This window comes from Acinetobacter sp. FDAARGOS_559 (genome assembly GCF_003940475.1).
In the GTDB taxonomy this organism is placed as follows: domain Bacteria; phylum Pseudomonadota; class Gammaproteobacteria; order Pseudomonadales; family Moraxellaceae; genus Acinetobacter; species Acinetobacter baumannii.
Genome location: NZ_RKJG01000005.1, coordinates 56,931 through 82,007 on the forward strand (window position 1 = coordinate 56,931; position 25,077 = coordinate 82,007).

Annotated in this window: 21 protein-coding genes; 19 read left to right on the forward strand and 2 right to left on the reverse strand. The window is 37.0% G+C overall.

Going from position 1 to position 25,077, the window contains the following annotated elements:
* Positions 1-105: 105 nt before the first annotated feature.
* The 19 genes from EGS71_RS01705 to EGS71_RS01800 all read left to right on the forward strand — a co-directional run bounded on the left by EGS71_RS01705 (position 106) and on the right by EGS71_RS01800 (position 23,273).
* A complete protein-coding gene (locus EGS71_RS01705; protein WP_001156892.1) occupies positions 106-1,890 on the forward strand; it encodes an IucA/IucC family protein in 1,785 nt (594 codons plus the stop codon).
* Complete coding sequence (locus tag EGS71_RS01710) at positions 1,883-3,316, forward strand: lysine N(6)-hydroxylase/L-ornithine N(5)-oxygenase family protein (RefSeq protein WP_002009204.1); 1,434 nt, start codon at positions 1,883-1,885, stop codon at positions 3,314-3,316. The genes EGS71_RS01705 and EGS71_RS01710 overlap by 8 nt, the downstream gene beginning before the upstream one ends.
* Positions 3,317-3,336: 20 nt before the next feature.
* A complete protein-coding gene (locus EGS71_RS01715) occupies positions 3,337-4,776 on the forward strand; it encodes a DHA2 family efflux MFS transporter permease subunit (protein ID WP_000442382.1) in 1,440 nt (479 codons plus the stop codon).
* Between the two features lie 11 nt (positions 4,777-4,787).
* Positions 4,788-6,629 carry an IucA/IucC family protein gene (locus EGS71_RS01720; RefSeq protein ID WP_000531127.1) on the forward strand — a complete coding sequence of 614 codons (1,842 nt, stop codon included), beginning with the start codon at positions 4,788-4,790 and terminating at the stop codon, positions 6,627-6,629.
* A 9-nt stretch (positions 6,630-6,638) separates the two neighbouring features.
* Positions 6,639-8,549, forward strand: coding sequence for an IucA/IucC family protein (locus EGS71_RS01725; protein ID WP_000993059.1), 1,911 nt, complete (start codon positions 6,639-6,641; stop codon positions 8,547-8,549).
* Positions 8,550-8,561: 12 nt separating this feature from the next.
* Complete coding sequence (locus EGS71_RS01730; RefSeq protein ID WP_001097748.1) at positions 8,562-9,332, forward strand: (2Fe-2S)-binding protein; 771 nt, start codon at positions 8,562-8,564, stop codon at positions 9,330-9,332.
* Positions 9,319-9,936, forward strand: coding sequence for an RraA family protein (locus EGS71_RS01735; RefSeq protein WP_001071702.1), 618 nt, complete (start codon positions 9,319-9,321; stop codon positions 9,934-9,936). Before EGS71_RS01730 ends, EGS71_RS01735 begins: the two co-directional genes overlap by 14 nt.
* An 85-nt stretch (positions 9,937-10,021) precedes the next feature.
* Complete coding sequence (locus tag EGS71_RS01740) at positions 10,022-12,340, forward strand: TonB-dependent receptor (protein ID WP_000413988.1); 2,319 nt, start codon at positions 10,022-10,024, stop codon at positions 12,338-12,340.
* A gap of 84 nt (positions 12,341-12,424) precedes the next feature.
* Entirely contained in the window at positions 12,425-12,718 is a 294-nt protein-coding gene (locus tag EGS71_RS01745; protein ID WP_000018791.1) for a hypothetical protein, read from the forward strand.
* Positions 12,719-14,242: a PepSY-associated TM helix domain-containing protein gene (locus tag EGS71_RS01750; protein WP_001011336.1), complete on the forward strand. Its 1,524-nt coding sequence runs from the start codon at positions 12,719-12,721 to the stop codon at positions 14,240-14,242.
* Positions 14,239-14,577 carry a hypothetical protein gene (locus EGS71_RS01755; RefSeq protein ID WP_000006586.1) on the forward strand — a complete coding sequence of 113 codons (339 nt, stop codon included), beginning with the start codon at positions 14,239-14,241 and terminating at the stop codon, positions 14,575-14,577. The genes EGS71_RS01750 and EGS71_RS01755 overlap by 4 nt, the downstream gene beginning before the upstream one ends.
* 135 nt (positions 14,578-14,712) lie before the next feature.
* A complete protein-coding gene (locus EGS71_RS01760; protein ID WP_000956974.1) occupies positions 14,713-15,333 on the forward strand; it encodes a GNAT family N-acetyltransferase in 621 nt (206 codons plus the stop codon).
* 330 nt (positions 15,334-15,663) lie between these two features.
* Entirely contained in the window at positions 15,664-17,811 is a 2,148-nt protein-coding gene (gene mtlD / locus EGS71_RS01770) for a bifunctional mannitol-1-phosphate dehydrogenase/phosphatase (RefSeq protein ID WP_002015681.1), read from the forward strand.
* A 104-nt stretch (positions 17,812-17,915) separates the two neighbouring features.
* Positions 17,916-18,542, forward strand: coding sequence for a 2'-5' RNA ligase family protein (locus tag EGS71_RS01775; protein WP_000249268.1), 627 nt, complete (start codon positions 17,916-17,918; stop codon positions 18,540-18,542).
* Positions 18,530-19,048 (forward strand): bifunctional adenosylcobinamide kinase/adenosylcobinamide-phosphate guanylyltransferase, encoded by a 519-nt coding sequence (cobU, locus tag EGS71_RS01780; protein WP_000939711.1) that lies wholly within the window; start codon positions 18,530-18,532, stop codon positions 19,046-19,048. The genes EGS71_RS01775 and cobU overlap by 13 nt, the downstream gene beginning before the upstream one ends.
* Position 19,049: 1 nt before the next feature.
* A complete protein-coding gene (gene cobT, locus EGS71_RS01785) occupies positions 19,050-20,105 on the forward strand; it encodes a nicotinate-nucleotide--dimethylbenzimidazole phosphoribosyltransferase (protein ID WP_001104719.1) in 1,056 nt (351 codons plus the stop codon).
* Positions 20,098-20,697 (forward strand): histidine phosphatase family protein, encoded by a 600-nt coding sequence (locus EGS71_RS01790; protein ID WP_001051572.1) that lies wholly within the window; start codon positions 20,098-20,100, stop codon positions 20,695-20,697. The genes cobT and EGS71_RS01790 overlap by 8 nt, the downstream gene beginning before the upstream one ends.
* 124 nt (positions 20,698-20,821) lie before the next feature.
* Entirely contained in the window at positions 20,822-22,390 is a 1,569-nt protein-coding gene (locus tag EGS71_RS01795) for a histidine-type phosphatase (protein ID WP_001023038.1), read from the forward strand.
* Between the two features lie 106 nt (positions 22,391-22,496).
* Complete coding sequence (locus EGS71_RS01800) at positions 22,497-23,273, forward strand: adenosylcobinamide-GDP ribazoletransferase (protein WP_171252302.1); 777 nt, start codon at positions 22,497-22,499, stop codon at positions 23,271-23,273.
* Here EGS71_RS01800 and istB read toward each other — a convergent pair.
* Both istB and istA read right to left on the reverse strand, forming a co-directional pair.
* Entirely contained in the window at positions 23,226-23,999 is a 774-nt protein-coding gene (gene istB / locus EGS71_RS01805) for an IS21-like element ISEc57 family helper ATPase IstB (RefSeq protein ID WP_001053381.1), read from the reverse strand. The genes EGS71_RS01800 and istB overlap by 48 nt on opposite strands.
* Entirely contained in the window at positions 23,999-25,024 is a 1,026-nt protein-coding gene (gene istA, locus EGS71_RS01810) for an IS21-like element ISEc57 family transposase (RefSeq protein ID WP_002009888.1), read from the reverse strand. The genes istB and istA overlap by 1 nt, the downstream gene beginning before the upstream one ends.
* Positions 25,025-25,077 lie beyond the last annotated feature (53 nt).

The window sequence follows — 25,077 nt, forward strand, 5'->3', positions numbered from 1 at the left end:
AGAAAAATCATAAACTAAATATGATTAAGCAGTTGTTTTTAACAAATTGTTAAAAAGAAATTTTTTTAAAACAAAAGCTTAAGATTCTGAATAGGATGTAGTCAGATGCAAGAACTTGCCAACCGATTGGCGATACAAAATTTCGTCAACGCTTATATGCAAGAGACTGGCAAAGGATATTTACTTTCTTTTGACCAACAAAGTTCAACTCAACAAGCGTTTAGCTCTGGTTTGACGCTGTTAACTCTTCCTCTTCCTTCTATACAAGCAGAATGTTCTGTACCTTTATCTTATGTAAGTCGTGTAGGACGCCATCGTCTCGCTGCTTTACCGAAAATGTGTATTGATGGTCAATGGCAAAAAATCAGTGCAGGAACCATTGTTAGTCTTTTACTTGAAGAGTTGGTTATTGAATCTCAATTCAAATTAGATGCTGCTTCATTGTTAGAGAAATGGATACAAAGCCGGGACGCGCTACTACAATTCTTAAAACAACGCCACAATGATTTCGATGATTTAGTAAAGGCTGGACAGAATTTTATTGAAAGCGAACAGGCATTAATTTTGGGTCATAGTATGCACCCAGCGCCTAAAAGCCGGAATGGTTTTGTTCATGAAGATTGGTTGAAGTTTTCACCTGAACATGCTGGAAAAACCCAGTTACATTATTGGCTTGTTCATCAGAATTATATTGCTGAAGGTTGTGCAACTGAGCAGCCAATTTCAGATCAAGTTAAAGACGCAATCCGTTGGTATTTGTCCGAAAGCGATTTAAACCTGTTAAAGACTCATGTTGAATTTAAATTATTGCCACTACATCCTTGGCAAGCTCGTTATTTACAAGGTAAACCTTGGTTTGAGCAATTAAAACAAACAGGACAGTTAATTGATATCGGTTTACGTGGATGGCAATTTTCACCGACTACATCAATTCGGACCTTGGCAAGTTTTAACGCCCCTTGGATGGTTAAAACTTCACTATCAGTCATGATCACTAATTCAATTCGAGTGAATTTGGCAAAAGAGTGTCATCGTGGCGAAATTTCTTATCGTTTATGGCACAGTGAATTAGGTAAAAAAATATTAAAACAATGCCCAACACTGAAAGCAGTTAATGATCCAGCCTGGATAGCTCTGCAAATAGACGGCGAGATTATTAACGAGACAATTTGTATTTTCCGTGATCAACCATTTGCAGTACAGCAACAAGTCACTTGTATTGCATCTTTATGTCAAGACCATCCAAATAAAGAGTTAAATCGTTTTAATGCTTTATTTGACCAAATTGCTCAGAAAAATCAACAAACGAATTTTAAAGAAATTCCTTTGGATTGGTTTGATCATTTCTTGAAGATTGGCTTGGCTCCGTTAATGTATGTTTATCATAAATACGGTATGGCTTTTGAATCGCATCAACAAAATGTATTGCTTGAGCTAGAAGATGGTTTACCGAAAAATCTCTGGTTACGTGACAACCAAGGCTTTTATTATATTGAAGAGTTTGCAACTGAAATTGTAGAAGCATTACCAGATTTACTAGAAAAAGCTCATGCGGTTGGTCCTAAAGATTTTGTGGATGAACGCTTTAGTTATTATTTCTTTGGCAACACTTTATTTGGTTTGATTAATGCAATTGGAGCAACTGGCTATATCTCTGAAGATGAACTGTTAATCCATTTGCAACAAAATTTACTTCAATTATTAGAGCAATATCCAGATAGTACATTATTACAGGGTTTATTGTTTAACGATTCTTTACCGTATAAAGGCAATTTACTTACACGTTTACATGAATTAGATGAGCTTATTGCTCCATTAGAACATCAGTCCGTGTATGTGCAGCTACCAAATCCACTGTACGTTGAACAGAAGGATGTGAGCTATGCTTGATTTTATTGGAATTGGGCTAGGGCCGTTTAATTTAAGTCTGGCTAGTCTGTTACATGATAAAAGCGAGCTGCAATATCGCTTTTTTGATCAGCGTGAGAAATTTGACTGGCATGCTGGTATGCAATTGCCCAATGCGATGTTACAAGTTCCTTTTATGGCTGATTTGGTTAGTATGGTTGAGCCAACCAGCCCTTTTAGTTTTTTAAACTATTTAAAACACCATCAACGTTTATATAAATTCTATTTTAGAGAAAATTTGTATATACCGCGTCAGGAATATAACCATTATTGTCAATGGGTTGTAGAACAACTTAACCATATTGAGTTTAGTAGCCGTGTGCTGGACATTAAACCGATTATAGGTGGATTTGATGTGGAGGTAGTGTGTAATGGGCACCACCAACATTATCGTACTCGACAATTGGTATTGGGAGTGGGTACAACTCCACATTTACCAGAAAGCTTACAACAGATTTACTCAAAATCAGGAACCTGCCTGCATTCATCAGAATATTTACAGTACAGCTCCCAGAAGTTATCAGGAAATGTAATTTTAATTGGTTCTGGACAGTCCGCAGCAGAGATTTTTTTAGATCTATTTGATCGTCAGTATATGAATGGTCGAACTACACCAGACTTTCATCTTTATTGGTTAACCCGTTCTGCTGGTTTCTTTCCAATGGAAAATACACCATTCGGTTTAGAACATTTTAGTCCGGATTACATGCATTACTTTTACCATTTACCATCAGGTTTAAAGGCAGAGTTACCAGCGCAACAAGCAAATTTATATAAAGGTATTAGCAGTAAAACGATACGTGATATTTATGAGCGTTTATATCATCGTAGTATCGGTGGAATGCCTACAGATGTTACGTTGGCTGGACATCATCAACTGCAATATGCAGAGCTTCTAGAAAACCAGAAAACAAAGTTGTGTTTTGAACACCGTCAGCAAAATAAGAATTATATTCTGGAGGCTGATTGTGTTATTGCAGCAACGGGTTATCGTTATCCAAACCCTAAGTTTCTACAAAATTTACAATCTTTGATCCTACGAGATCAGGCCGACCATTGGCAGGTGGCTTCAAACTTTAAAGTCAATTATCAAGGTGAGGGATCTATATTTATTCAAAATATGGAAGTTTATCACCACGGCGTAGGTACGCCTGATTTAGGCTTAGGAGCATATAGGGCAGCCACAATTGCAAATCAATTGGTTGGTGAAGAGTTATTCAAACTTGATCATTCTCAGTCGTTCCAACAATTTGGAGTGAATGCATCAGCGCAAGAAGAAGTTTCTATTCGCAATATTGCAGCCTCAAAAATAACCGAGTTTTCAAGACCCTTAAATAAATCAGGGCCAATGCGTCATTCTGCTTTGGGAGCGTATGCACGAAGTAAATTATCTGAGCATATTGAATAAGCTGAACAGAGGATATGTGTATGGAACGTTCTTCTGTGTCCGCGGCTCAACCTCATGAGCAAAGTTTACAACGCTACGTACTTCTGACGGTTATGCTTGGTACAGGTACGGTTAGTTTAAATAACAGTAGTTTCAACCCTGCAATACCTCATTTAATGTCCTATTTTCAGGTAGGTGAGGTATGGGCAAGTTGGGTCGTTGTTGCCTTTTTATTAGCAATGAGTATCAGTTTGCCTTTAGCTGGGTTCCTAAGCCAGCGTTTTGGTAAGCGGTCAATTTATTTAATTGCCTTATTGGGGTTTGCTTTGGCTTCTACAGCAGGTGGTTTATTTAATCAGTTTGAATCGGTGTTGATTGCTAGAGCTCTGCAAGGCTTTTGTAGCGGATTAATGATTCCATTATCTCTTGGACTAATTTTTTCAGTTACTCCAAGTGAACAACGGGGAAGTACAACAGGATTATGGGGTGCCATGATCATGCTAACCTTAGCAGTTGGGCCTATGCTCGGAGCACTGGTTTTGGTATGGCTTAATTGGAAGGCCTTATTTTTTATCAATTTACCTGTTGCTTGTCTGGCATTAATTTTAGGCTATGTTTTTCTACCTAAAGAGCAAGGGGACAATAAGCAAGAGTTTGACTGGGCAGGATTCTTTTTTCTCGGTTCAAGCATAGTTTTATTACTTGGGACACTGAGCCAAATCCATCAAATTCAGGACTTATTTCAACCTCTATATGGTGCGCTTTTAGTTCTAAGTGTGCTGCTTTTTATAAGGTTTATTTTTTTACAAAAGAATAAGTCGATGCCATTAATCGAGCCAGCTTTGTTTGCTACGAAGGGTTTCCGCTACAGCTTAGTCATTTGTGTGGCACAAACAGTAGGCTTATTTATTGGCATGTTGCTCATTCCACTATGGATACAGCACCTTCTAAAGTTAAGCCCGCTTTGGACTGGTTTTGCGCTAATGAGCAGTGCAGTAGTTACCGGTATTTGTAGTCAACCTGCAGGAAAATATCTAGATCGTTACGGTGCTGCAAAAATCATGTCTCTTGGACTAATGATTACTGTGGCTTCTTTTCTTTTGCTTGCTTGGGCACCTATACAAAATGTCTGGTTCATTGTGTTTTGTATGATATTACATGGCTTAGGAATGGGACTTTCTTATATGCCATCGACTACGGCAGGTTTGAACAGCTTACGCCAGCATCAACAGCATCTAGTTACTCAAGCGGCCGCTCTAAATAATTTATTCCGACGTATTTTTGCAGCAGTGGCAGTCGTTATTGCCGCGTTATATCTTCAGCTAAGACAACAATCATTGCCGTTAAATACTCAAGCAATATTTACATCATTTCACACTATGCAGGAAATCTTTGTGTGTTGTGCAATTCTTATACTTTGCACTTTGCCTTTCGCATGGCGTTTTCCTGAACAGTACAGAATCGACCAATTAAAGAAATAGGATTAATAAAAATGGGACAATTACATCCAGTTTTATCAAATACACATGTGATTCAAAATGCTTTACAGGCTTGGCAGCATCCAAATTCGGATCAGGCAAAATATGTTGAGCAACGTGTTATTAAACAATTACTTCAAGCTTTAATTTTTGAAGATATTATTCATTCAGAATATGATGGAAAAAATTTTATTATAGAAGTACAAAATAGTCAGGGCCAAACCATTCGTTATGTCGCTGCAGGGCAAAGACAATATAGTTACAAACTAGTACGCCTCGCCCGTAATCAGGATGTATTTCGTCAAGATGAAAACGGTCATTATCAGATTGCTACTTTAAATTTAGTTATTGATGAAATTCTTAGAACCATAACCGATGCAGCAAAAGTTGAAGATTTTATTTTTGAATTAAAACGAACATTTATTCATGATTTACAGTCTCAAGCATGTTTTGATCACTATGCTTTGCCGGCAATTCAATATCCATATGATATTTTAGAATCATATTTAATGGATGGTCATCCATATCATCCGTGTTACAAGTCACGTGTAGGTTTTAGTTTACAAGACAATGTACGCTATGGTGTAGAGTTCGCCCAACCAATCGCCTTGGTCTGGTTGGCTGTGCATCAGGACATTGTTGCAACAAAACATTCAGAAGATATAGAGCCAGATTTATTTTTTAAGGAGCAATTGAATTCACAAGAACAAGAGCTATTCCTGCAACATCTCACAGATCGTGATTTGAAGGCTGATGAATATATTTGGATTCCGGTTCATCCTTGGCAATGGGAAAACCATTTAATTTCTATTTTTGCTGAAGAAATTCTAAATGGCAAAATTGTTTATTTAGGGCAAAGTCAGGATCGCTATTTAGCCCAACAATCTCTACGCACTATGACTAACTTGCAGCATCCGGAAAAGCCTTATATCAAACTGTCGATGAGTCTAACTAACACATCAAGCTCACGTGTTCTGGCTAAACATACAGTAATGAATGGGCCAATTATTACAGACTGGTTGCAACGCTTAATTAAACAGAGCAAAACCGCCCAAGAGCTTGATTTTGCTGTATTACGTGAAGTGTATGGTTTAAGCGTGGATTTTACTAAATTGCCAAAATCACATGCTCAACAGGCCTACGGCACAATTGGATGTCTATGGCGTGAGAGTGTGCATCAATATTTACGTGAAGGTGAAGATGCAATACCGTTAAATGGCGTGAGTCATATCCAAAAAGATGGGCAAGCATTAATTGCGCCATGGTTACAGCAATATGGTGTTGAATCATGGACACGTCAACTTTTGAAAGTTGTGATTACTCCTTTGATTCATTTACTTTTTGCGGAGGGAATTGCAACTGAATCACATGGCCAAAATATTATTCTTGTACATAAACAAGGTTGGCCAACACGAGTTCTTTTAAAAGACTTCCATGATGGTGTGCGCTATAGTCCAGCACATTTAGCGCACCCTGAATTGGCTCCTGAACTCGATCAGTTGCCGCCTGAGCATGCGAAAACCAACAGTATGTCATTTATTTTGACAGATGATTTAAATGGTATTCGTGATTTTAGCTGTGCCTGTCTGTTTTTTGTCGCTTTAACCGATATTGCAATATTTTTAAATCAAAACTTTGATCTTCCAGAAAAAAATTTCTGGCAATGGGCTGCGGAAGTCATCCAAAATTACCAGCAGCAACATCCAGAGCATGCTTCACGTTACCAATTATTTGATGTTTTTGCCGAAAAATTGCGCATTGAGTCATTAACTAAACGGCGTTTATTTGGCGATCGTAGTATACAAATTAAATTTGTCGATAACCCGTTAGCTCCTTTTAAATTGCAGGTGAAGTGAGATTTATCTATGAATGCACTTCAGCCCGTTTATCAAGTAATGAACCAAGGAATCTTACAGGGTTTTATCAATAGCCTACTGGTTGAAACGATTATTCCTGAACAGTTTATTTTTGATTTTGCGACTGCCCAAACTGCGCTAAATCAACATGGCAAAAATCTTCAAGAAGTTTTTAAAAACACGTCTGAACAATTTTCTTTTGTGCTATTACACGAAGAGAGTCGGCAAGGCTTGGTCACGTTTACGATACAAAAAGGTATTACTCAAGCCTGGAAGTTTGCTAATGAAACAGAAGTTTTTCTATTGGAACGTACAAATGATCATGTTCAGATCAATGTGATTGGGATAATAGAACTTTTTGAGTTTATTCAAGCGATAGGTCTTTTTAATCATTGTAGTGCTGATAAAGTTCAAGCCTTTTATGAGCAGCTGCAAAAATGTTTAAAGCAATATCATTTATTACAACAGCATCGGGTAAATGCACATGATTTATTGAATCAAAGCTTGGCACATAGATTCCGCATTTTAGAGCAATATGCAGGTTATCGGGACCGCCCATATCATCCTTTAGCCAAATTAAAAGAAGGTCTCAGTCAGCAAGAGTATATGCAATATTGTCCGGAATTTGCTCAAGAATTATCTATTCATTGGGTGGCTGTACATAAGGATAAAATGATGTTTGGTGAAGGGGTAGAAAATATTTTCAAACAACAGCCAAGCGAAATTTTTATTCCTCGTTCTGAGCGATATCAATTAAAACAGGAAATGTTTCAACGTGGGTTAAATGAAACCCACATTGCAATGCCAATTCATCCTTGGCAATTTGAGCATTTATTTCCCAAGTTCTATGCGGATGATATTGCCGACGGCGTTTGTCATCCTTTGAATTTTATCTCTAAAGGAATGTATGCCAGTGCGTCTATGCGTAGCCTCTTATCAAAAAATGTTTTAGAAGAAAGTCTAAAATTACCGATAGGAATTAAAGCTCTTGGTTCATTAAGATTTTTGCCTATTGTGAAAATGATTAATGGTGAAAAAAATCAGAAATTATTACAGCAAGTCAAGGCAAAAGATGCTGTCTTAAAACAAAAATTATGGCTTTGTGAAGAAACACAATGGTGGTCATATTTACCCGAGAAGCAAAATGACCGGACAGCAGACAATGAGTGGTTATTTGTAGAGAAACCTACCCATTTGGCAGCTCAGCGCCGTCATATTCCAGCTGAATTATTGCAAGAACCTTATCAACTTATACCAATGGCAAGTCTTGGACATACCATTACGGGACAGCCTGCCATTTTTGATTATATTTTGCAGCTTCAACACAAGGACATAAATTCCAAGCAGATACTTATCGAGTTTGAGAAACTGTGTACATGTTTCTTTGATGTAAATTTGCGATTATTCCGCTTAGGGCTTATGGGTGAAATTCATGGGCAAAACATATGTCTTGTGCTGAAAAATGGCGAATTTGATGGATTGATGTTCCGTGATCATGATTCATTACGTATTTATTTACCTTGGGTAGAGCAAAACGGATTAAAAGATCCTAATTATTTGAGTCCACATGATTTTAGAAATACGCTTTATCATGAATCGGTAGAGGCTCTGTTATTTTATATTCAAACTTTAGGTATTCAGGTTAATCTAGGGTGTATTGTTGATAATTTAGCGAGTCATTATCAAATTGAAGTTAAGAATCTATGGTCTGTACTTGCTCATGCGTTACAGCAAGTTATTCAAAATCTAAATTTCCAGCCAGAGATTTTGACTCAGCTCCAACATTTACTATTTGAAGTGCCTGAATGGCCATATAAGCAGTTACTTCGACCTTTGCTAGAACAAGATACACGGATTGGTAGTATGCCATCGGGAATTGGGAAAACCCGAAACCCACTTTGGTATGCCTTAAATTGTTAGTGATATCTGACGATGAATACGTCTTTTAAAATACAGGCAGAGAAGTGCGCAACTCTGCCTATATTGCAACAGCGTCTGAAATTAAATGTTCAAATACTACCTGAAAGTTCAACAACCTTAGATTGTCTGTTGAATGATGATGTATGTCGACAGGTGTTACAGGATTTTGCAACACGTATTCATGCTAAAAATCTAACTTGTGCGACCTCATTGTTTGTCAAATATTGGTGTACAAGTTGGATCTTACCTTTTTTATATTGCCATGTGGCTGTTTTGCCATTTGTAAAATGGGATAGTTCAGCATTAGTTATAGACTTGCCGGAACAATGGTATTGGGATAGGACTTTACAGTTAAACCAAACAAGTTTTTATTCTTTTCAGATTATACATTTGCAAGAGTTTAATGACTTGATAGAACAACTGAATGTGCTATTTAAGCAGTTAGCGAAAATAGGTCGCGTACCTTATGTATTACTCTGGGAAAATGTAGCTGTTCGAGTAGTACAGTTTTATCATTCTTTTACAAATCAAAATCTAAATCCGGATATACAGTCTCGGTTAGAACAGCAAAAACAATTCTTTAAGTCAAAAGCTGCCGAAAGTTTTTATTTAACTGAAAATCCATTTGTGCGTTTATGGAATGGATGGCATCCAGAATTTAATACTTTTATGAGACAAAAATGCTGTTTCTATTTTCAGCTCGAAGAGGCTGAGCAGACCTTATGCCGTAATTGTCCCTTACGTTTAAAAGAAATCGGAAAATTTAAAGATGAATCAAATTGATACTTCTAAAGCACTTGTTACAGCATATAAAGAAATAGCAACCTCTACTATTGGTCATGTACTTGATCAGGGATATATTCCTCAGGTATTCCCCTTAAGACCTGAAGATAAGGTGGTAGGGATTGTACGTACAGTTCGGATTGAATCGATCAATGCGAGTGGTTTAAGACAAGTCTTGATGAGTTGTCAACCAAATGAAGTTCTCGTTATTGATGCAAGATATGATCTACAACGTGCTTGCTGGGGAGAGCAAAGGAGCGTAGCCGCTATACACTGTGGTCTGGCTGGGGTTGTGGTCTTAGGTGCTATTACAGATCGGCAGGCTTTACTTAAACTCAAACTTCCTATATTTGCTCATACAACCAGTTGTTTAACCACTCGCAATGAAGGGGAAAGTCTCATTGAAATAGATGCCAAGATTCATATTAATCATACCATTGTACAAACTGGAGATCTGATTGTAGGGGATGCAGATGGAATATTTATAATAAAAATGGATGTGGCACAGCAATATTTAGATGAATTTCAAATGCTTGAGCAAAATGAACAAAATAAGAAAAATGAATTCTTTTTAAAAAATAAGATAGATGACTATTATTTTTAATAAAAATCATTCTCATTAATGTTCGTATTTAGTATGATGTCGTGCCTCTTGAAAAATCGTTGAGTAACATTTGGGCTAGGGAGAAATGGAAAAAATGAATGTAAACAATAAGATTGGGGTTAAATCACGTAATCACATACGTTCAAAACAAGTACTTTTTAAGATGACACCTTGTTGTCTTGCCATATCGGCTATTTTTGCACAGCAGGCTTATGCAGAAACCGTAACTCAAACGGCTGAGGTAAGCGAAAATGCAACACAAAAACCAGTAGCCCAATTGCAAAAGATTGTAGTAACTGCGACTCGTACACCAAAAAATATTGCAGAGATTGCAGGTACAGTTCAATCTATTGATCAGAAACAAATTATCCAGCAAGCTACGGCGGGTCGTAAAGTTGCTGATATTCTTGCTCAACTTGTACCATCTCTTGCATCAAGTAGTGGAACAACAAGTAATTATGGTCAGACAATGCGTGGACGAAACGTATTAGTCATGATCGATGGCGTTTCGCAAACAGGTTCTCGCGATGTTTCTCGTCAATTAAATAGTATTAGTCCTGGTATGATTGAACGCATTGAAGTAATTTCAGGTGCGACTAGTATTTATGGGTCAGGTGCTACTGGCGGTATTATTAATATTATTACTAAAAGAGCAGATACATCTAAACCACTTAGCTTTGAAACAAAAGTAGGCATTACATCTTCAGATACATTCCGTAGTGACGGCTTAGCTTATGAAGCCGGACAATCTGTCTCATTTAATAAAGGCAATATGGATGGTTTCTTAGGAGCTAATTTTACAAGTAGAGGGTCTCAATTTGATGGAAATGGCGATAGAATTTCCTTAAGCCCTTGGCAAGGTAGTACGATGGACACTGATACTATCGATGTAAATGGGCGTTTAAATTTCAATTTAAATGATACTCAGACATTGAGCTTTGGTGCCCAGTACTATAAAGATAAGCAGGATACTGACTACGGACCGGATTACTCTTATTTACCGACAACCTCTAAGAGTAATGATGCTACAACGCCAACTTATAAGGCAATTAAAGGTTTAAAGCTTAGTAATCCATTATTTACCGAGCGTTATGCTGTTAATTCACAGTATCAAAATCAAGACTTTTTAGGCCAAATACTAAATGTTGAAGCATATTATAGAAATGAAAAATCACGTTTCTTCCCATATGGCCTATCAAATAAATCCGTGACTTCTGTAAACCAGTCTCAATCAGAAATTGAAGTAGCTGGATTACGTTCAACTATGCAAACCGATCTTAATATTGCCAATCGGGATATGAAAATAACCTATGGCCTTGATTATGATTGGGAAAAAGATAAGCAATTTGTTGATATTTTGGCAACTCAATATCCTTATTTAGTATATACGCCAACAGGCCAACGTAAAGGTTATGGACCAAACACTGAAATTCAAAATATTGGAGCATTTGTTCAAAGCGATTATGCAGTTACGGATAAATTGAACTTGCAAGCAGGTATTCGTTACCAATATATTCAAGCGGATACCGATGCTTATATTCCTAGCCGAGAGACAACAATGGTTCCGGCAGGATCAACACATGATGATAAGCCGTTATTTAATTTAGGTGCAGTTTATAAACTTACAGATGCACAGCAGGTATATGCTAATTTCTCTCAGGGCTTTAGTTTCCCTGACGTACAACGTATGTTGCGCGATGTTTCTACTTATACCGTTTCAACAGCAAATCTACAGCCAATTACAGTAAATAGTTATGAACTAGGTTGGCGTTTGAATCAGGATGATGGCCTAAATCTGGGATTGACTGGTTTTTACAATACTTCGGATAAAACTGTCCAATTCAACAATCGTGCAGCAAAGGTTGTAGATACAGATCAAAGAGTATACGGGGCGGAAGCAACTATTAGTTATCCATTTATGGAAAATTATAAGGTCGGTGGCACTTTAGGATATACCCGTGGTCAGTATAAAGACGTGGCGAATAAATGGCATGAATTAAACTCATTTACGGTTGCTCCAGTGAAAGGAACCCTTTTTGCTGAATGGGATAATAATGAAGGGTATGGTGTTCGTGTTCAGATGCAAGCTATTAAAGGAACAAATAAAGCTTATAAAGATGACCGTGAATTAGCAGCATTTGCAACAACTCAAGATGAAGCTTTCCAAAACGCTGTAAAGAATGATGCGAATAGTGCTGCGCAAATCAAAGGTTATACCACTATGGATGTATTAGCACATTTCCCGGCTTGGAAAGGTCGTGTAGATTTTGGTGTTTATAATGTGTGGAACCGTCAGTATCGAACAGTATTTGCTCAGCAAGCAGCCGTCTCTAATGCTAATCCGTTGTTAGCAATCCCTGCAGAAGGCCGTACTTATGGTTTAAGTTATACTTTTAACTATTAATGCAACTAACGAAAGAGATACCTGTATAGAGCAGGTATTTCTTTCAATCAAATCTGGCATATTTAAATTTTTAAGGCCATTTAAATGAGTCATCTAAAAAAACAAGAAAATTTTAATTTTACGTATAGCAGGATCTTTTTTATCTGTTTAGCCGCTTATTGCTACAGTTCATGGCTCAGCCTTGTTTTGGCTAAATGGTTACCTTTTGCTAAAGCAGAGAATGTTTATTTTTCGGTATTTATCAGTTTTATCTTTTTTATTTTTTATATTGTCTTTACGAGTTCCATTTTATCAAAACTATGGTTTTGGATGATCAATAGCTTAGGCGTAGTGTTATTAGTGAGCTATTGGCTATTAGCTAAATGGGGAGTGGCTTAAATGAATTTTCGTCAAATTCAGGCAATACTACATAGTTGGTTTGGAATTATTGTTCTTTGGGTTATCTTTTTCATTTTTTTTACGGGCTCTATTGCTTATTTTCGAACGGAAATTAATGTTTGGGCACAGCCAGAAGCAATCAGCCATATTCAAACAATCCCTTCTGCACAACATTCTGCGCAAACTGCGTTTAACTATCTCAACCAACATGCACCAAATGCCAAAAGATGGCGAGTCACAGTAGCCAATGAGCAGATGCCTGTGAACCTACTTCAATGGCATGATAAAGAGGGGAAACATCAAGAGCTACAAAACCCTAATACCGGAGAGCTATTAGGACCTGTACGGAAGACTTTGGGTGGAGATTTCTTTTTCAAACTACATTACACGCTTTATCCTTTGCCAAGTACGTTCGGTAGTTTAGTTGTAGCAGTTGTTGCCTTAATTCTATTAATTAGTTTAATCACTGGTGTGATTACGCATAAGAAAATTATTAAAGAGTTTTTTACCTTTAGGGCTTTTAAAGGACAGCGTTCTTTATTAGATCTTCATCACATAACAGGAGTTATCACTTTTCCTTTTTATTTGGTGATGGCCTTTACTGGGCTGTTGATTTTATTTTATCTAGTTTTACCGTGGGGATTATCGGAACAATATGGTAAAGCTGGTATACCAAAGTTCTATAATGAAATGCAGTTTACCGAGATGGCAAAACCTCGAGAACCTTCCTTAACAGAAGCGATGCAACCTTTTAATCAATTCATGGCACAAATGCCTAAGCGAACAGAATCTGGAGCTATTTTAGATAAATTTGAAGTTCAAAAGCCTAATACAGCCGATGGCATGATTACATTTGACTATAACTATAAAAATATTATTACCTTAAATACTCCTCAATATATTTTTGCAACAAATACGGCTGAACGACTCAATCAACCACGAAATTTAAGTGCAATTGCACAATTAGGTTCATCAAGTTATGGGATTCATTTAGGTTACTTTGCTTCTATCTGGATGCGTTTTATTTTGGCTTGTTTAGGAATAATAGGATGTGTCATGTTGGTTGCAGGCGCATTACTATGGCAAAAAAAGCGCATCAAAGAACAAAAGAAATTTGGATATAGATTAGTAAGACATTTGAACTTTTTTACTTTCTTAGGGCTGCCTTTTGCCTCAGCCTTTTATTTAATGGTTAGTCGGATTATACCTGCTTCATTTGAGCCGAGGGAACTATACGAGGTTTCAGCATTTTATATAGCATGGCTATTAAGCTTATTGATTAGCTTTAGCTGCTCAATAAGGAAGGGAATAATCATCATGCTATATATTACGGCTGCTGTTTTATTGCTTATTCCTGTTATTAGTGTCGTTCTGGTACCAGAAGCCTCTTTATTAAATAGTCTAAAGTCTGTGCATTGGTCTCTTGCCGGTGTTGATCTGGCGCTCATACTGCTCGGGCTATTCTATTTAGTAGTATTACGCTTCTACCAAACCAAATTTATTACGTTAGGAGAGGCTAAATGAGCTTTGCATCATTATTTTGGGCTATTGCTGCCATGATGCAAGCATGCATGCTCAGCCAATTTGGTCAGAAAAAGCTTCAATATAGCTGGCTTAAAAGTACATCTAGACGAATTTTATATGGAACAACCATATTATTTTTGCTTAGTTCATTGTTTTGGAATTGCTCCTTTGAAGGAAGCTCTGTAGGAGTCTTATCATGGTTTTTTGCCATAATCACAACCGCTTTCTTTTTTCAAATTATTGTTTTTTATTTTTTTAGAAAATATTTTATTCCTATTTGGTTAATGGTAATCGTCGTTGCAATTATTTTCTCGATTGTTGAGTGGGTACCTTAAATATTAGTAGGGGGAAAGCTGAATTTTTTGTCCATGATTTATGCAATAAAAAAAATAGTAAAAATAAGCTTGCATCTTAAATAAAAATGATTATCATTATCAATTATAGGTTATGTCATAGCAAGGACCGTTATAATGCTTACGCTTTCACAAAAGCTCCCAGATTATTTTGAATATATTGAAAATGATGTTAGCTACTCATTACGTCAGGTTCAGTATCCTCAAGATATACCACTATTACACCGCTGGATGCATGAGCCACACGTTATTCCTCAGTGGCAATTAAATAAAAGCGAAATAGAACTCAAAGTTTATTTTGAAAAAATGCTAGCTGATGATCATCAACGTTTAATGATTGTAGGAATCAATGGTCAAGACGTGGGGTATGCCGAAATTTATGAAGGGAAGCGTGATCGCCTAGCTCGTTATTATAAAGGTGAAGACAATGATTTAGGTTGGCATTTACTATTTGGGGAGAAATCTGCTTTTGGTCAAGGCTTTTTGCGCCCAACAATTCGTTTATTGAATTTCTATATTTTTGAAAATTCCCCAACAAATAGAATTGTAGGAGAGCCAGATCATACAGTGAAGCCTTATGCGGCTGTAGTAGAAGACATGTGCTATGAAGAGCAGGGCTTAATTCCAATGCCGGAAAAAACGGCAATGTTGTATTACTGTTTCCGTGAAAAGTTCTATGACAGATTTTTTGAGTTATACCAGGCATCGCGACAAAAATTACAGCAAAAAGCGAGTTAATTTCTGGTATGGGTAGACCTGCAAGACATAATAAAAACAATGCAGGTTTGTTTAGCAGTAAATGGACCTAAGAAAAATAAACATGATCAGCGCATAAAAAGAAGAAGCAAAAGTAGCAAGCGAGGAAGGCTTGCTACTTTTGTGTTTAAACTCAGTTTCAGAATTATCTATATTGTTCAACCTTTTTGAGTTTTTAACTCTTCTCAGTAACAGATTGCTTATATTTTTGATTAAAAAATAACCACTAATGTTTCATTTATTATCATCCTGCCTTTTTTAGCAATTTTTTGTATACCCTGAATAAAACACGATCAAAAAAGAGGTAAAAACGTGCTTATTTTTCATGGAAAACCTGTTCATGGAGCTATCTTCGATATGGATGGGACAATGTTTGATACTGAACGGTTGCGGTTTCAAACATTGCAACAGGCATCTCAAGAACTCATTGGGCAGGAGTTTTCACACGAATATTTAATGCAATGTTTGGGGTTAAGTGCGACTACAGCGGAAAAGCTTGCACAACGTTTATACGGAGTAGATGTTCCATATAAGGAAATTCGAAAACGTGCCGATGAGATGGAACTAGAACATATTCGAAAACACGGCGTGCCTATTAAAAAAGGTTTGGTTCAAGTTCTAGAGCGTTTAAGAAAATCTGGTTTAAGAATGGCTGTGGCTACTTCAAGCCGCAGAGCAATTGCCGAAGAATATTTAATTAATGCAAATGTTTATAAATTTTTTGATGTCATTACTTGTGGGGATGAAGTAGAACAAGGGAAGCCACATCCAGAAATCTTTTTAAAAGCGGCTAGTCAACTTCATTTAGACGCTAACCAGTGTCTTATGTTTGAAGATTCGGAAAATGGTTTAACTTCAGCACATACATCGAAAGGTTTAACGATTTTATTAAAAGATATTAAAGAACCAAATGATGAAATGCTGGAAAAAGCGCATTTTTATTATGACCAGATGTATGACTTTTTAACCGACCTTGACCAATTTATTTCCGTTATGGATATGCCAGAGATACAGGAACCTTTTCCGCAAAGTCTGAATCAGCTTACTGTTGGAATACATGGTTTCGGTGCTATTGGCGGTGGTTATATAGCGCAGATCTTGTCGCATTGGGATGGATATACGAAACCAAAACGTATAATTGCGTCAACACGAAATAGTCTTTTCCGCGAAGCTGTAAATGCGTTTGGAACCTATAGTATTCGCTATGGGCAATTTTCTTATGATGAACGTATTGAGAATATGACCATTGTTGATTCTGACAATGAACAACAAATGTTAGAGATGTATACTCATTCAAGTTTGATTGCATTATGTTTGCCTGAGCAAGCGATCAAATCTGAATCAAAGATAATTGCAAAAGGGTTATATGCGCGTTTTAATTCGCAACTTGAAACATGTATAGAACCTTTAACCTTTCTAATTATTTTAAATAAGGTTGGTGCGAAATATTTGGTTATGAAGCATCTTAAAGAAGCTCTATTAGAGTTAACCAACGATGAAGATGTAACCGAGCATATTTTAAAAGAGCATTACTTTTGCGACACCGTAGTTAATCGCATGGTTTCAAAACTTTCTAATCAGAATTTATATCGTCAACTTCGTATTAAACATAATTTTCTTGAACAGCATTTAGAAGATGTGGAGCAAGAAGACCAAATCGAAATTGAAGACTGTAATAAACTAACTCCAGATCAACTAAATCAGGCTTCTATCTATGTTGATAACATGCGCCGTAATTTCCAGCCGGGACATATCTTACAAAGCATGGATTTAATCTTGTTCCATAGCGAAACTGATATGCCAATCTATGTAGAGAAAGGCAGTCCTTTACTTGAAAAGTTGCGTCAGGTGGTATTGGTTGACCAAATTACTGACATTCAACTCATTAAAAATCGTTTATGGAATGGTGTACATGCAATGCTTGCTTGGTATGCATCTTTAATGGGTTATGAATCTATTGGTGTTGCCATGGGTGATCATTTAGTTAAAGCATTTGCAGAGAACTTAATTGTAGAAGTGAAGCAGGGACTTGCTATTGTATTACCTAACTATGCAAAAGATCTGGATCGAATGTCACAAAGTTTTCTAGACTCATGTGAATATGCATTTAAAGATCCTTGTCAACGCGTAGCTAGAGATCCACTACGCAAACTCAATCATAATGAACGTGTCATGGCATCAATTGCAGTGAATATTCGTCATGATTTGTCTTATAAAAATTTATTAAAAGGTGCTGCTTTAGGTTATGCCTATGCGATTCAATTTTTAGAAATTGAAGAGACTAAAGCTGTTGAACATCTGCAGCAACAAATTCAGAACCTAGACTTGGGTACAACTCAAAGAAGACAGCTTGAAGCTGAATTGGTTCAACTTATCCAATATTTGTTTTCTGAACAAGGTAAACAACCTTTGGACATTAAGCTGAACAATACCAAAACTACATCAAATCAATATGTTTGAGTTTGCTTATTGAATTAACCTCAACAATTGAAAGACAAACATGTTTTAATACAAAATTTGAATAATTTTGAATTAAAACTGTGCTGTTAAAACCCTCCACACTCATGGTGCCAACACCTATACGGGATTATCCCGAATGGCACCTTGGGCGTCAAAATTACGCATTGTGGTATCTAGAAATTAATGATCAGAAATTAGTTCATTATCTAGATCAATTGCGTGCGCATTTTTCAGAATTTTTAGTAGCACCTAACCACCGTCAATATCATGTCACGCTGTTTATATGTGGATTCTTGACCCATGAAAATAAAGTTCATGATGATGACTTTTGTTTTAGTGGCTTTGTGCAGCAAAGGGAAATTTTAAGAAAAGAAGATATTGCACCATTTCAATTAAAAATTGGATCAGTTGATAGTTTTAGTAGTGCTTTATTTGTAGAAGTCCAAGACACCGAAAATAACTTATCTCTCATACGGCAAAAATTAGGTACAGTTTCTAATGAAATTGCCGCTTTAGATTATTGCCCGCACATTACATTGGGTTTGTATAAGAAAGACTATAGTAGTAATTTGATTTTACAAAAAATTTCTCAATTACCTGTACAATACACACAGGCTGAATTTGATCTTAAAGTTGAGCATTTAAGCTTTGGCTATTATCAGGCTCAAACTTTACAAGGTCAGCTGTATTCGTATCAGCATTTGTTTTTAGGTGATTCATGTTGCAATTGATTTTAGGTGGTGCCCGTTCTGGCAAAAGCCGATTGGCTGAACAAACGGCCATATCTATGCAATTAGCTGTCACTTATGTGGCTACGGCGCAAGCGCTTGATCCAGAAATGCAAAGCCGAATCGTCCATCATCAAAATCAGCGTCCTGCTCACTGGTCTTTGGTTGAAGAACCATTATTTTTAGCAAAAACTCTGCAAGAAATTGATCGACCTAACCAAATTATTCTGGTGGATTGTTTAACACTTTGGCTAACCAATTTGTTACTTTTAGAAGATCAAAACATTCAACAATTTGAGTGTGAGCAACTGTTAAGAGTTTTACCCACACTCGAGTCAGAAATCATTTTAGTAAGTAATGAAACGGGGTTAGGCGTTGTGCCACTTGGTGAAATTAGCCGCCGTTTTGTCGATGAAGCAGGAAGGCTACATCAGGCTTTAGGACAAATTGCAGATAAAGTTGTGTTTTGTGTGGCTGGTTTTCCAATGATTTTAAAAGGTGATAAGTAAAATGAACTGGTGGTTAGAATCCGTACAGCAACCTAATTTAGATGCAAAACAACAAGCTGAGCAACATCAACTCCAACTTACCAAACCTACAGGTGCCTTAGGCGATCTAGAGCAAATTGCAATTACACTTGCCAGTTTACAGTCAAATGCACATCCACAAGTTAGCCATCCATGGATCACAATTTTTGCAGGTGATCATGGTGTAGTTGAAGAAAATATCTCTGCATATCCCCAAGCTGTTACCCGTCAAATGTTGCAAAACTTCACAACTGGCGGTGCGGCAATTAGTGTCATTGCCAAATATCATCAAGCTCATTTGCAAGTGATTGACTGCGGTACAGCAGGCGAAGCATACGAATATGCAGGTGTTGAACGTCATTGTATTCGTGCTGGCACAGCAAATTTTGCCAAACAAGCTGCAATGAATGCTGACGAGTGCCGTGCTGCCTTAGAGTTAGGGAAAAAAAGTGTAGATACTGCTAAAGCGAATGGAGCAGATATTTATATTGCGGGTGAAATGGGGATTGGAAATACCTGTTCTGCCTCTGCTTTAGCATGCCTTTTATTAAATGATACTGCCGAGCAATTGACTGGAGTAGGTACAGGAATTGGTGCCGATCAGTTAAGACATAAAATTGAAGTAATTGAAAAAGCAATTGAACTTCATCATAAACATGTCATTGGTGATGTCTTCAAAACACTATGTGCTGTAGGTGGTTTGGAAATTGCGGCAATTGTCGGTGCTTACATTCGCTGTGCGCAGGTGGGTTTACCTGTGATTGTAGACGGTTTTATTAGTTCTGTAGCCGCTTTATGTGCGGTGCGGATGAATCTTCAAGTGCGTGACTGGATGCTTTTTGGTCATCAATCGGCTGAATATGGACACCGTCGTATTTTACAAGAACTCAATGCTGAGCCAATTTTAAAAATGAATTTGCGTTTGGGTGAAGGTAGCGGTGCTGGTACTGCCTTAGTATTGGTTAAAATGGCTTGCGCTTTACATAACCAAATGGCTACCTTCGCTCAAGCGGCTGTAAGCGGAAATAAAATTGGCTAAATTTAGGATTGATTTGCTCAGACATGGCGAAAGTCAATATAGCCATACTTTACGTGGCCATTTAGATGATGAGTTAACAGCAAAAGGTTGGCAGCAAATGCAGGCAACCATTGAGCAAGTTACAAACCAGACATGGGATGTCATTGTAAGTTCTTCATTAAAACGTTGTGCTTGTTTTGCCGAGCAACTGGCCAAAACAGCAGAACTCCCTTTACTTCTAAATCATGACTTAAAAGAAATGTATTTTGGTGAATGGGAAGGCATCTCAACTCAGCAAATTTATGAAACCTCACCCGAATTACTGGCAAACTTTTGGCAAAAACCAAGTCAATATTGTCCACCTCACGCAGAAACATTAAACCAGTTTCAAACAAGGGTTCTTAAAGGTTTTCAGGATTTGCTGGAGTATATGCAAAAGCAAAACTTACAGCATGCTTTAGTTATTACTCATGGCGGTGTGATTAAGCTATTGGCTTGTTTAGCCAGACAACAGCCTCTAGATGACTTACTTAAAATGCCGGCAGAGCTTGGAAAATTATATTCACTCAAATTTTCTGAAGCAGATGGTCAATTAACTTTTATATTGAGATAGTAGTTTTATATTTTTATACACTTGTAAGTTATTATTTTTAAAATGTTATTTTAGTCTGTGTAATAGAACTGTCATTGCTAGTATCTAAGCTATTGGCATTTCTTATTAACCATACATCTGGCTTATGAATATTTTATTTAAAACAACTGTGCTTGCAGCATCATTATTACTCGCGGCTTGTAATAACAATGATGATCAAGAAGCTCAAACTGCACCATCTACAAACCCATCAAAATATTATCAAACGAAAACGCCTTACCAACCTCAACAAGACTTAAAAAGCTATGAACAAGCGCCGACTGGGTTCCAGCCAGTTTTTACAGAGTTAGTGGCACGTCACGGTTCGAGAGGTTTATCAAGTCTGAAATATGATTTAGCACTTTATAATTTATGGAAACAGGCGAAAGCTGAAAATGCCTTAACGCCACTAGGTGAGCAATTAGGTGCTGATTTAGAAGCAATGATGAAAGCTAATATTTTGTTAGGTTATGGTGTTGAAGGGATCCGTCAGTACGGTTATGGAAATGAAACCATGACTGGTATTTTAGAACACCGCGGTATTGCCGATCGATTATTACAGCGCTTACCAACTCTTTTAAATACGCAGGCGTCTATATTGGTACAAAGTTCTGGGGTGGATCGTGCGGTAGATAGTGCTAAATTTTTCACTGCTGAACTCATTAAACAACAACCCCAACTGAAAGATAAAATTGTTCCATTGTCTTATACCAATTTATCGAGTGAAAGCGTGCCAAGTTTTGAAGATGGTGGCGTTGATCGTTTTAAACTTTATTTTCATAGCTTGAATGCAGACGAAGACTTAGCTCAACCACTGAGTGTTAGCCAACAAAAAATTTATGATGCAAGTCAGGCTTATCAAGATTTTGAAGAAAATAATAAAGATTTAGCTCAAAAGTTAGATGAGTTATCTAAAAATACTCAGGCTGAAAAAACTGCCCAAATGGTACTCAGCCCGATTTTTAAAGCTGACTTCATTAAAAAGCTTGGTACCACGGGTTATAGCTTTAGCAATAACGGATCCTTTACCGTAACTTCGCCGAAAGGTGAGCAAATTACAGAAAAAGGTAAGGGGAAAAATACAATTGCCAGCGCAGTTGATGCAGCGGCTTATATTTATGAACTCTATTCAATTTCTGGTGGTATGAAAGATGAGTTAAAAGGTATTGATTTTGATAAATATATGCCTTTGGAAGCCGCAAAATTTTATGCTGAATTTAATGACGCCAATGATTTTTACGAAAAAGGCCCAAGCTTTACAGAATCAAATAAAGTCACCAGTGAAATCGCTCAAGGACTTAAACAGGATCTGTTCCAACAAGTTGACGCCGTAGTGAATAAAGCTCAACCTTACAAAGCAGTTTTACGTTTTGCCCATGCTGAAATTATTATTCCTTTAGCAACTAGCTTAGATTTGCATAATATGATGCAGCCGTTACCACTACGCCAGACTTATAATTACTCGACAAGTGCATGGCGTGGTGAAGTAGTTTCACCTATGGCGGCAAATGTACAGTGGGATATTTACCAAAATAGCCAAGGCAATACTTTGGTAAAAATGCTTTATAACGAAAAAGAAACTTTGTTCAAATCTGCATGTAACTATGCACGTTATACACCAACCAGTTTTTACTACGACTACATCAAATTGAAACAGTGCTATCAAATGCAATAGATTTTCAGTTTTTGAAGTCTTTAATGGGAATAGGGATTGCTATTCCCATTTTTATTTCTTCATAATTCAATTTGTTTTTAAATATAGACCAGTTAGAGACTTGGATATGACACCTTTTTGGATAGCATTGCAATTTTTAACTGTTCTGCCTATTGAGCTAAAAACAATACCAACGGCGCAACAAAATGGTCGAGCTATTCTGTTTTATCCTCTAGTTGGTCTGATTATTGGGGGCATACTTTTTCTTGTTACCTGTATTTTTGTTAAATTACCCGCTCTTTTACTTGCGGTAATCGTACTCGCTTTATGGATCTGGCTAACGGGTGGATTGCATTTAGATGGGCTAGCAGATACTGCCGATGCGTGGGTAGGTGGTTTTGGAGATAAACTACGTACTTTACAAATCATGAAGGATCCAAGTTGTGGTCCAATTGGAGTCCTCAGCTTAGTTATCATATGTTTGCTCAAATTTTCACTGATTTATGTGTTGATTGAACAGCATCAATCTTTATTTTTAATATGCATTCCTATCCTTGGGCGTGTGGTGCCATCTATTATGTTTTTAACTACACCATATGTCCGCGAAAAAGGCTTAGGCCGTTCTTTGACAGACTATTTACCCAAAACTGCTTCATGGATAATAACTGGGTTCGTTCTGTTATTACCTTTGTATTGGGAGTGGCAAGGGCTTATTGCCATCATTAGTTTTTTAATCAGTCTTGTTTATTTAAGACATGTGTTTATAAAAAGGATTGGCGGTATTGTCAACGGCAATTTAAAACTGACCCCTTTTACCTTAAAACAGCAAAGTAAAATTGACCCCTTTGATGATTTATTAAGACTCAATTTGTGGTTGAATTCCTACTCTCTTTTTATCTTTTAGACGATAACTTTCCCCAGATATTTGTACAACATGACAATGATGTAATAAACGATCCAACATTGCTGCTGTCAAAGTAACATCATCTGCGAATGATTTAGACCACTGGCTAAATGGTAAATTACTGGTCAAAATCGTACTGCCTTTTTCATAGCGCTTGGCAATAACATTAAAAAATAAATTTGCTTCTTCACGACCAAATGGTAAATATCCTATTTCATCGATAATCAATAACTTTGGAGCAAGTACAACACGTTGCATGTAGTTTTTTAATTTACCTTGTTGATAAGCTAGGCTAAGTTGCAACATTAAATCAGCTGCAGTAATAAACTTAGTCTTAATATTATTCATAATTGCCTTATAGCCTAAAGCCATTGATAGATGTGTTTTCCCAACACCACTTGCACCAATAAATACAACATTTTCAGCTCTTGGAATAAAGCTTAAATTAAATAGTTCAAGCAACTGCGACTTTGGAGCACCTAAAGCATAATTAAAATCATAAGCCTCCAACGTTTTGATTTGAGTAAGACCTGAAAGTTGTAAAAGAATCTGTTGACTACGTTGCTGCTTGGCTGTGTATTCATGTAATAGCATAGCTTCAACGAAATCTGCATAACTGCCATCCTTTGCTAAGGTTTGTTGTGCATGATGTGACCATTGTGATGCCACTGTTTGTAGACCAAGCTGACGGCAAAGCTGTTCAATACGCTCATACTGTAAATTCATTAAGAAACCTCCAGTAATTCATCATAGATTGATAAGGGGTGTTGAACACTCTCATGAGGTATGAGTGATGATGGGCTAACATCATCAATTACAGATTTTTTAGAACCATCATTAAATAAAGGTAATGAAGAAAAATATTGTTGTTCTTCAAGCAAACGAGTACTTGGTTTTTCTTTAGTTGTTGCATGAATGCGTTGATTTGCTGTTTCACTAAGCCATCGACCAATATAGGCATTTGCCATATCAACATCTAAGCTAAGGTCAACCACCTTTAAACTTGCTTTTAATGGCACGATAAAACTTGATTTCAAATAACTATTAAAGCGTTCTACTTTACCTTTTGTTTGCGCACGATATGGCTTACAAACACGTGGTCGGAAGTTATATTTCTTAGCACAATCAAGTAATTTAGCATTCCAGCGATGTTGACCATCTTGATAAGCATCACGTTCAATCATAATGGCCTTAGCATTATCAAATAATACATCTTTAGGAACACCACCAAAGAACTGAAAAGCACTTTCTAAGCCATCAATCCATGCATCAGAACGTTCATGATCATAAAACTTAACAAAGGTTGCTCTAGAGTATCCCAAAGTTGCAACAAATGCTTTTAATGTGGTGTGATGACGTCGAATTTTTGTGAAATCAACCTGCATTTGTTGACCTGGTTGAGTCTCAAATCGCTTAATCGGCTCTGGTTGTTTAGTTGGCTTTAATGTATTGAGATAATTTTGTAGTGTTCTAATTTTCCCCGTGTAGCCTTTTTGCAAGATTTCTTGATACAACACTGCAGCCGGTATCCATTCTGGATCGGCGGCATTTACACGTTTGATTAAATACGGTTTATAAGGCTCAAGAATACTCACTTTAGATTGTGTTCGTTGATATTTAGGTGTTACTTGAGATCGTAAATATTTACGCACAGTATTTCTAGAAATACCGAGTTCGCGGCTAATTGCCTTAATAGATTGACCTTGTTGATGAAGTATTTGGATTGTCACTGCTTGCTCCAAAGTTAACATGTTGAGCAGTCCAAAAAGACCACTATATTAACCAAGGGGGTCAATTTTCAAAT

Bases quoted from the DNA above. Each gene is read 5' to 3' on its own strand.
- EGS71_RS01705 (WP_001156892.1), top strand. From the start codon at position 106: ATGCAAGAACTTGCCAACCGATTGGCGATACAAAATTTCGTCAACGCT.
- EGS71_RS01710 (WP_002009204.1), top strand. From the start codon at position 1,883: ATGCTTGATTTTATTGGAATTGGGCTAGGGCCGTTTAATTTAAGTCTG.
- EGS71_RS01715 (WP_000442382.1), top strand. From the start codon at position 3,337: ATGGAACGTTCTTCTGTGTCCGCGGCTCAACCTCATGAGCAAAGTTTA.
- EGS71_RS01720 (WP_000531127.1), top strand. From the start codon at position 4,788: ATGGGACAATTACATCCAGTTTTATCAAATACACATGTGATTCAAAAT.
- EGS71_RS01725 (WP_000993059.1), top strand. From the start codon at position 6,639: ATGAATGCACTTCAGCCCGTTTATCAAGTAATGAACCAAGGAATCTTA.
- EGS71_RS01730 (WP_001097748.1), top strand. From the start codon at position 8,562: ATGAATACGTCTTTTAAAATACAGGCAGAGAAGTGCGCAACTCTGCCT.
- EGS71_RS01735 (WP_001071702.1), top strand. From the start codon at position 9,319: ATGAATCAAATTGATACTTCTAAAGCACTTGTTACAGCATATAAAGAA.
- EGS71_RS01740 (WP_000413988.1), top strand. From the start codon at position 10,022: ATGGAAAAAATGAATGTAAACAATAAGATTGGGGTTAAATCACGTAAT.
- EGS71_RS01745 (WP_000018791.1), top strand. From the start codon at position 12,425: ATGAGTCATCTAAAAAAACAAGAAAATTTTAATTTTACGTATAGCAGG.
- EGS71_RS01750 (WP_001011336.1), top strand. From the start codon at position 12,719: ATGAATTTTCGTCAAATTCAGGCAATACTACATAGTTGGTTTGGAATT.
- EGS71_RS01755 (WP_000006586.1), top strand. From the start codon at position 14,239: ATGAGCTTTGCATCATTATTTTGGGCTATTGCTGCCATGATGCAAGCA.
- EGS71_RS01760 (WP_000956974.1), top strand. From the start codon at position 14,713: ATGCTTACGCTTTCACAAAAGCTCCCAGATTATTTTGAATATATTGAA.
- EGS71_RS01775 (WP_000249268.1), top strand. From the start codon at position 17,916: ATGGTGCCAACACCTATACGGGATTATCCCGAATGGCACCTTGGGCGT.
- cobU (WP_000939711.1), top strand. From the start codon at position 18,530: ATGTTGCAATTGATTTTAGGTGGTGCCCGTTCTGGCAAAAGCCGATTG.
- cobT (WP_001104719.1), top strand. From the start codon at position 19,050: ATGAACTGGTGGTTAGAATCCGTACAGCAACCTAATTTAGATGCAAAA.
- EGS71_RS01795 (WP_001023038.1), top strand. From the start codon at position 20,822: ATGAATATTTTATTTAAAACAACTGTGCTTGCAGCATCATTATTACTC.
- EGS71_RS01800 (WP_171252302.1), top strand. From the start codon at position 22,497: ATGACACCTTTTTGGATAGCATTGCAATTTTTAACTGTTCTGCCTATT.
- istB (WP_001053381.1), bottom strand. From the start codon at position 23,999: ATGAATTTACAGTATGAGCGTATTGAACAGCTTTGCCGTCAGCTTGGT.
- istA (WP_002009888.1), bottom strand. From the start codon at position 25,024: ATGTTAACTTTGGAGCAAGCAGTGACAATCCAAATACTTCATCAACAA.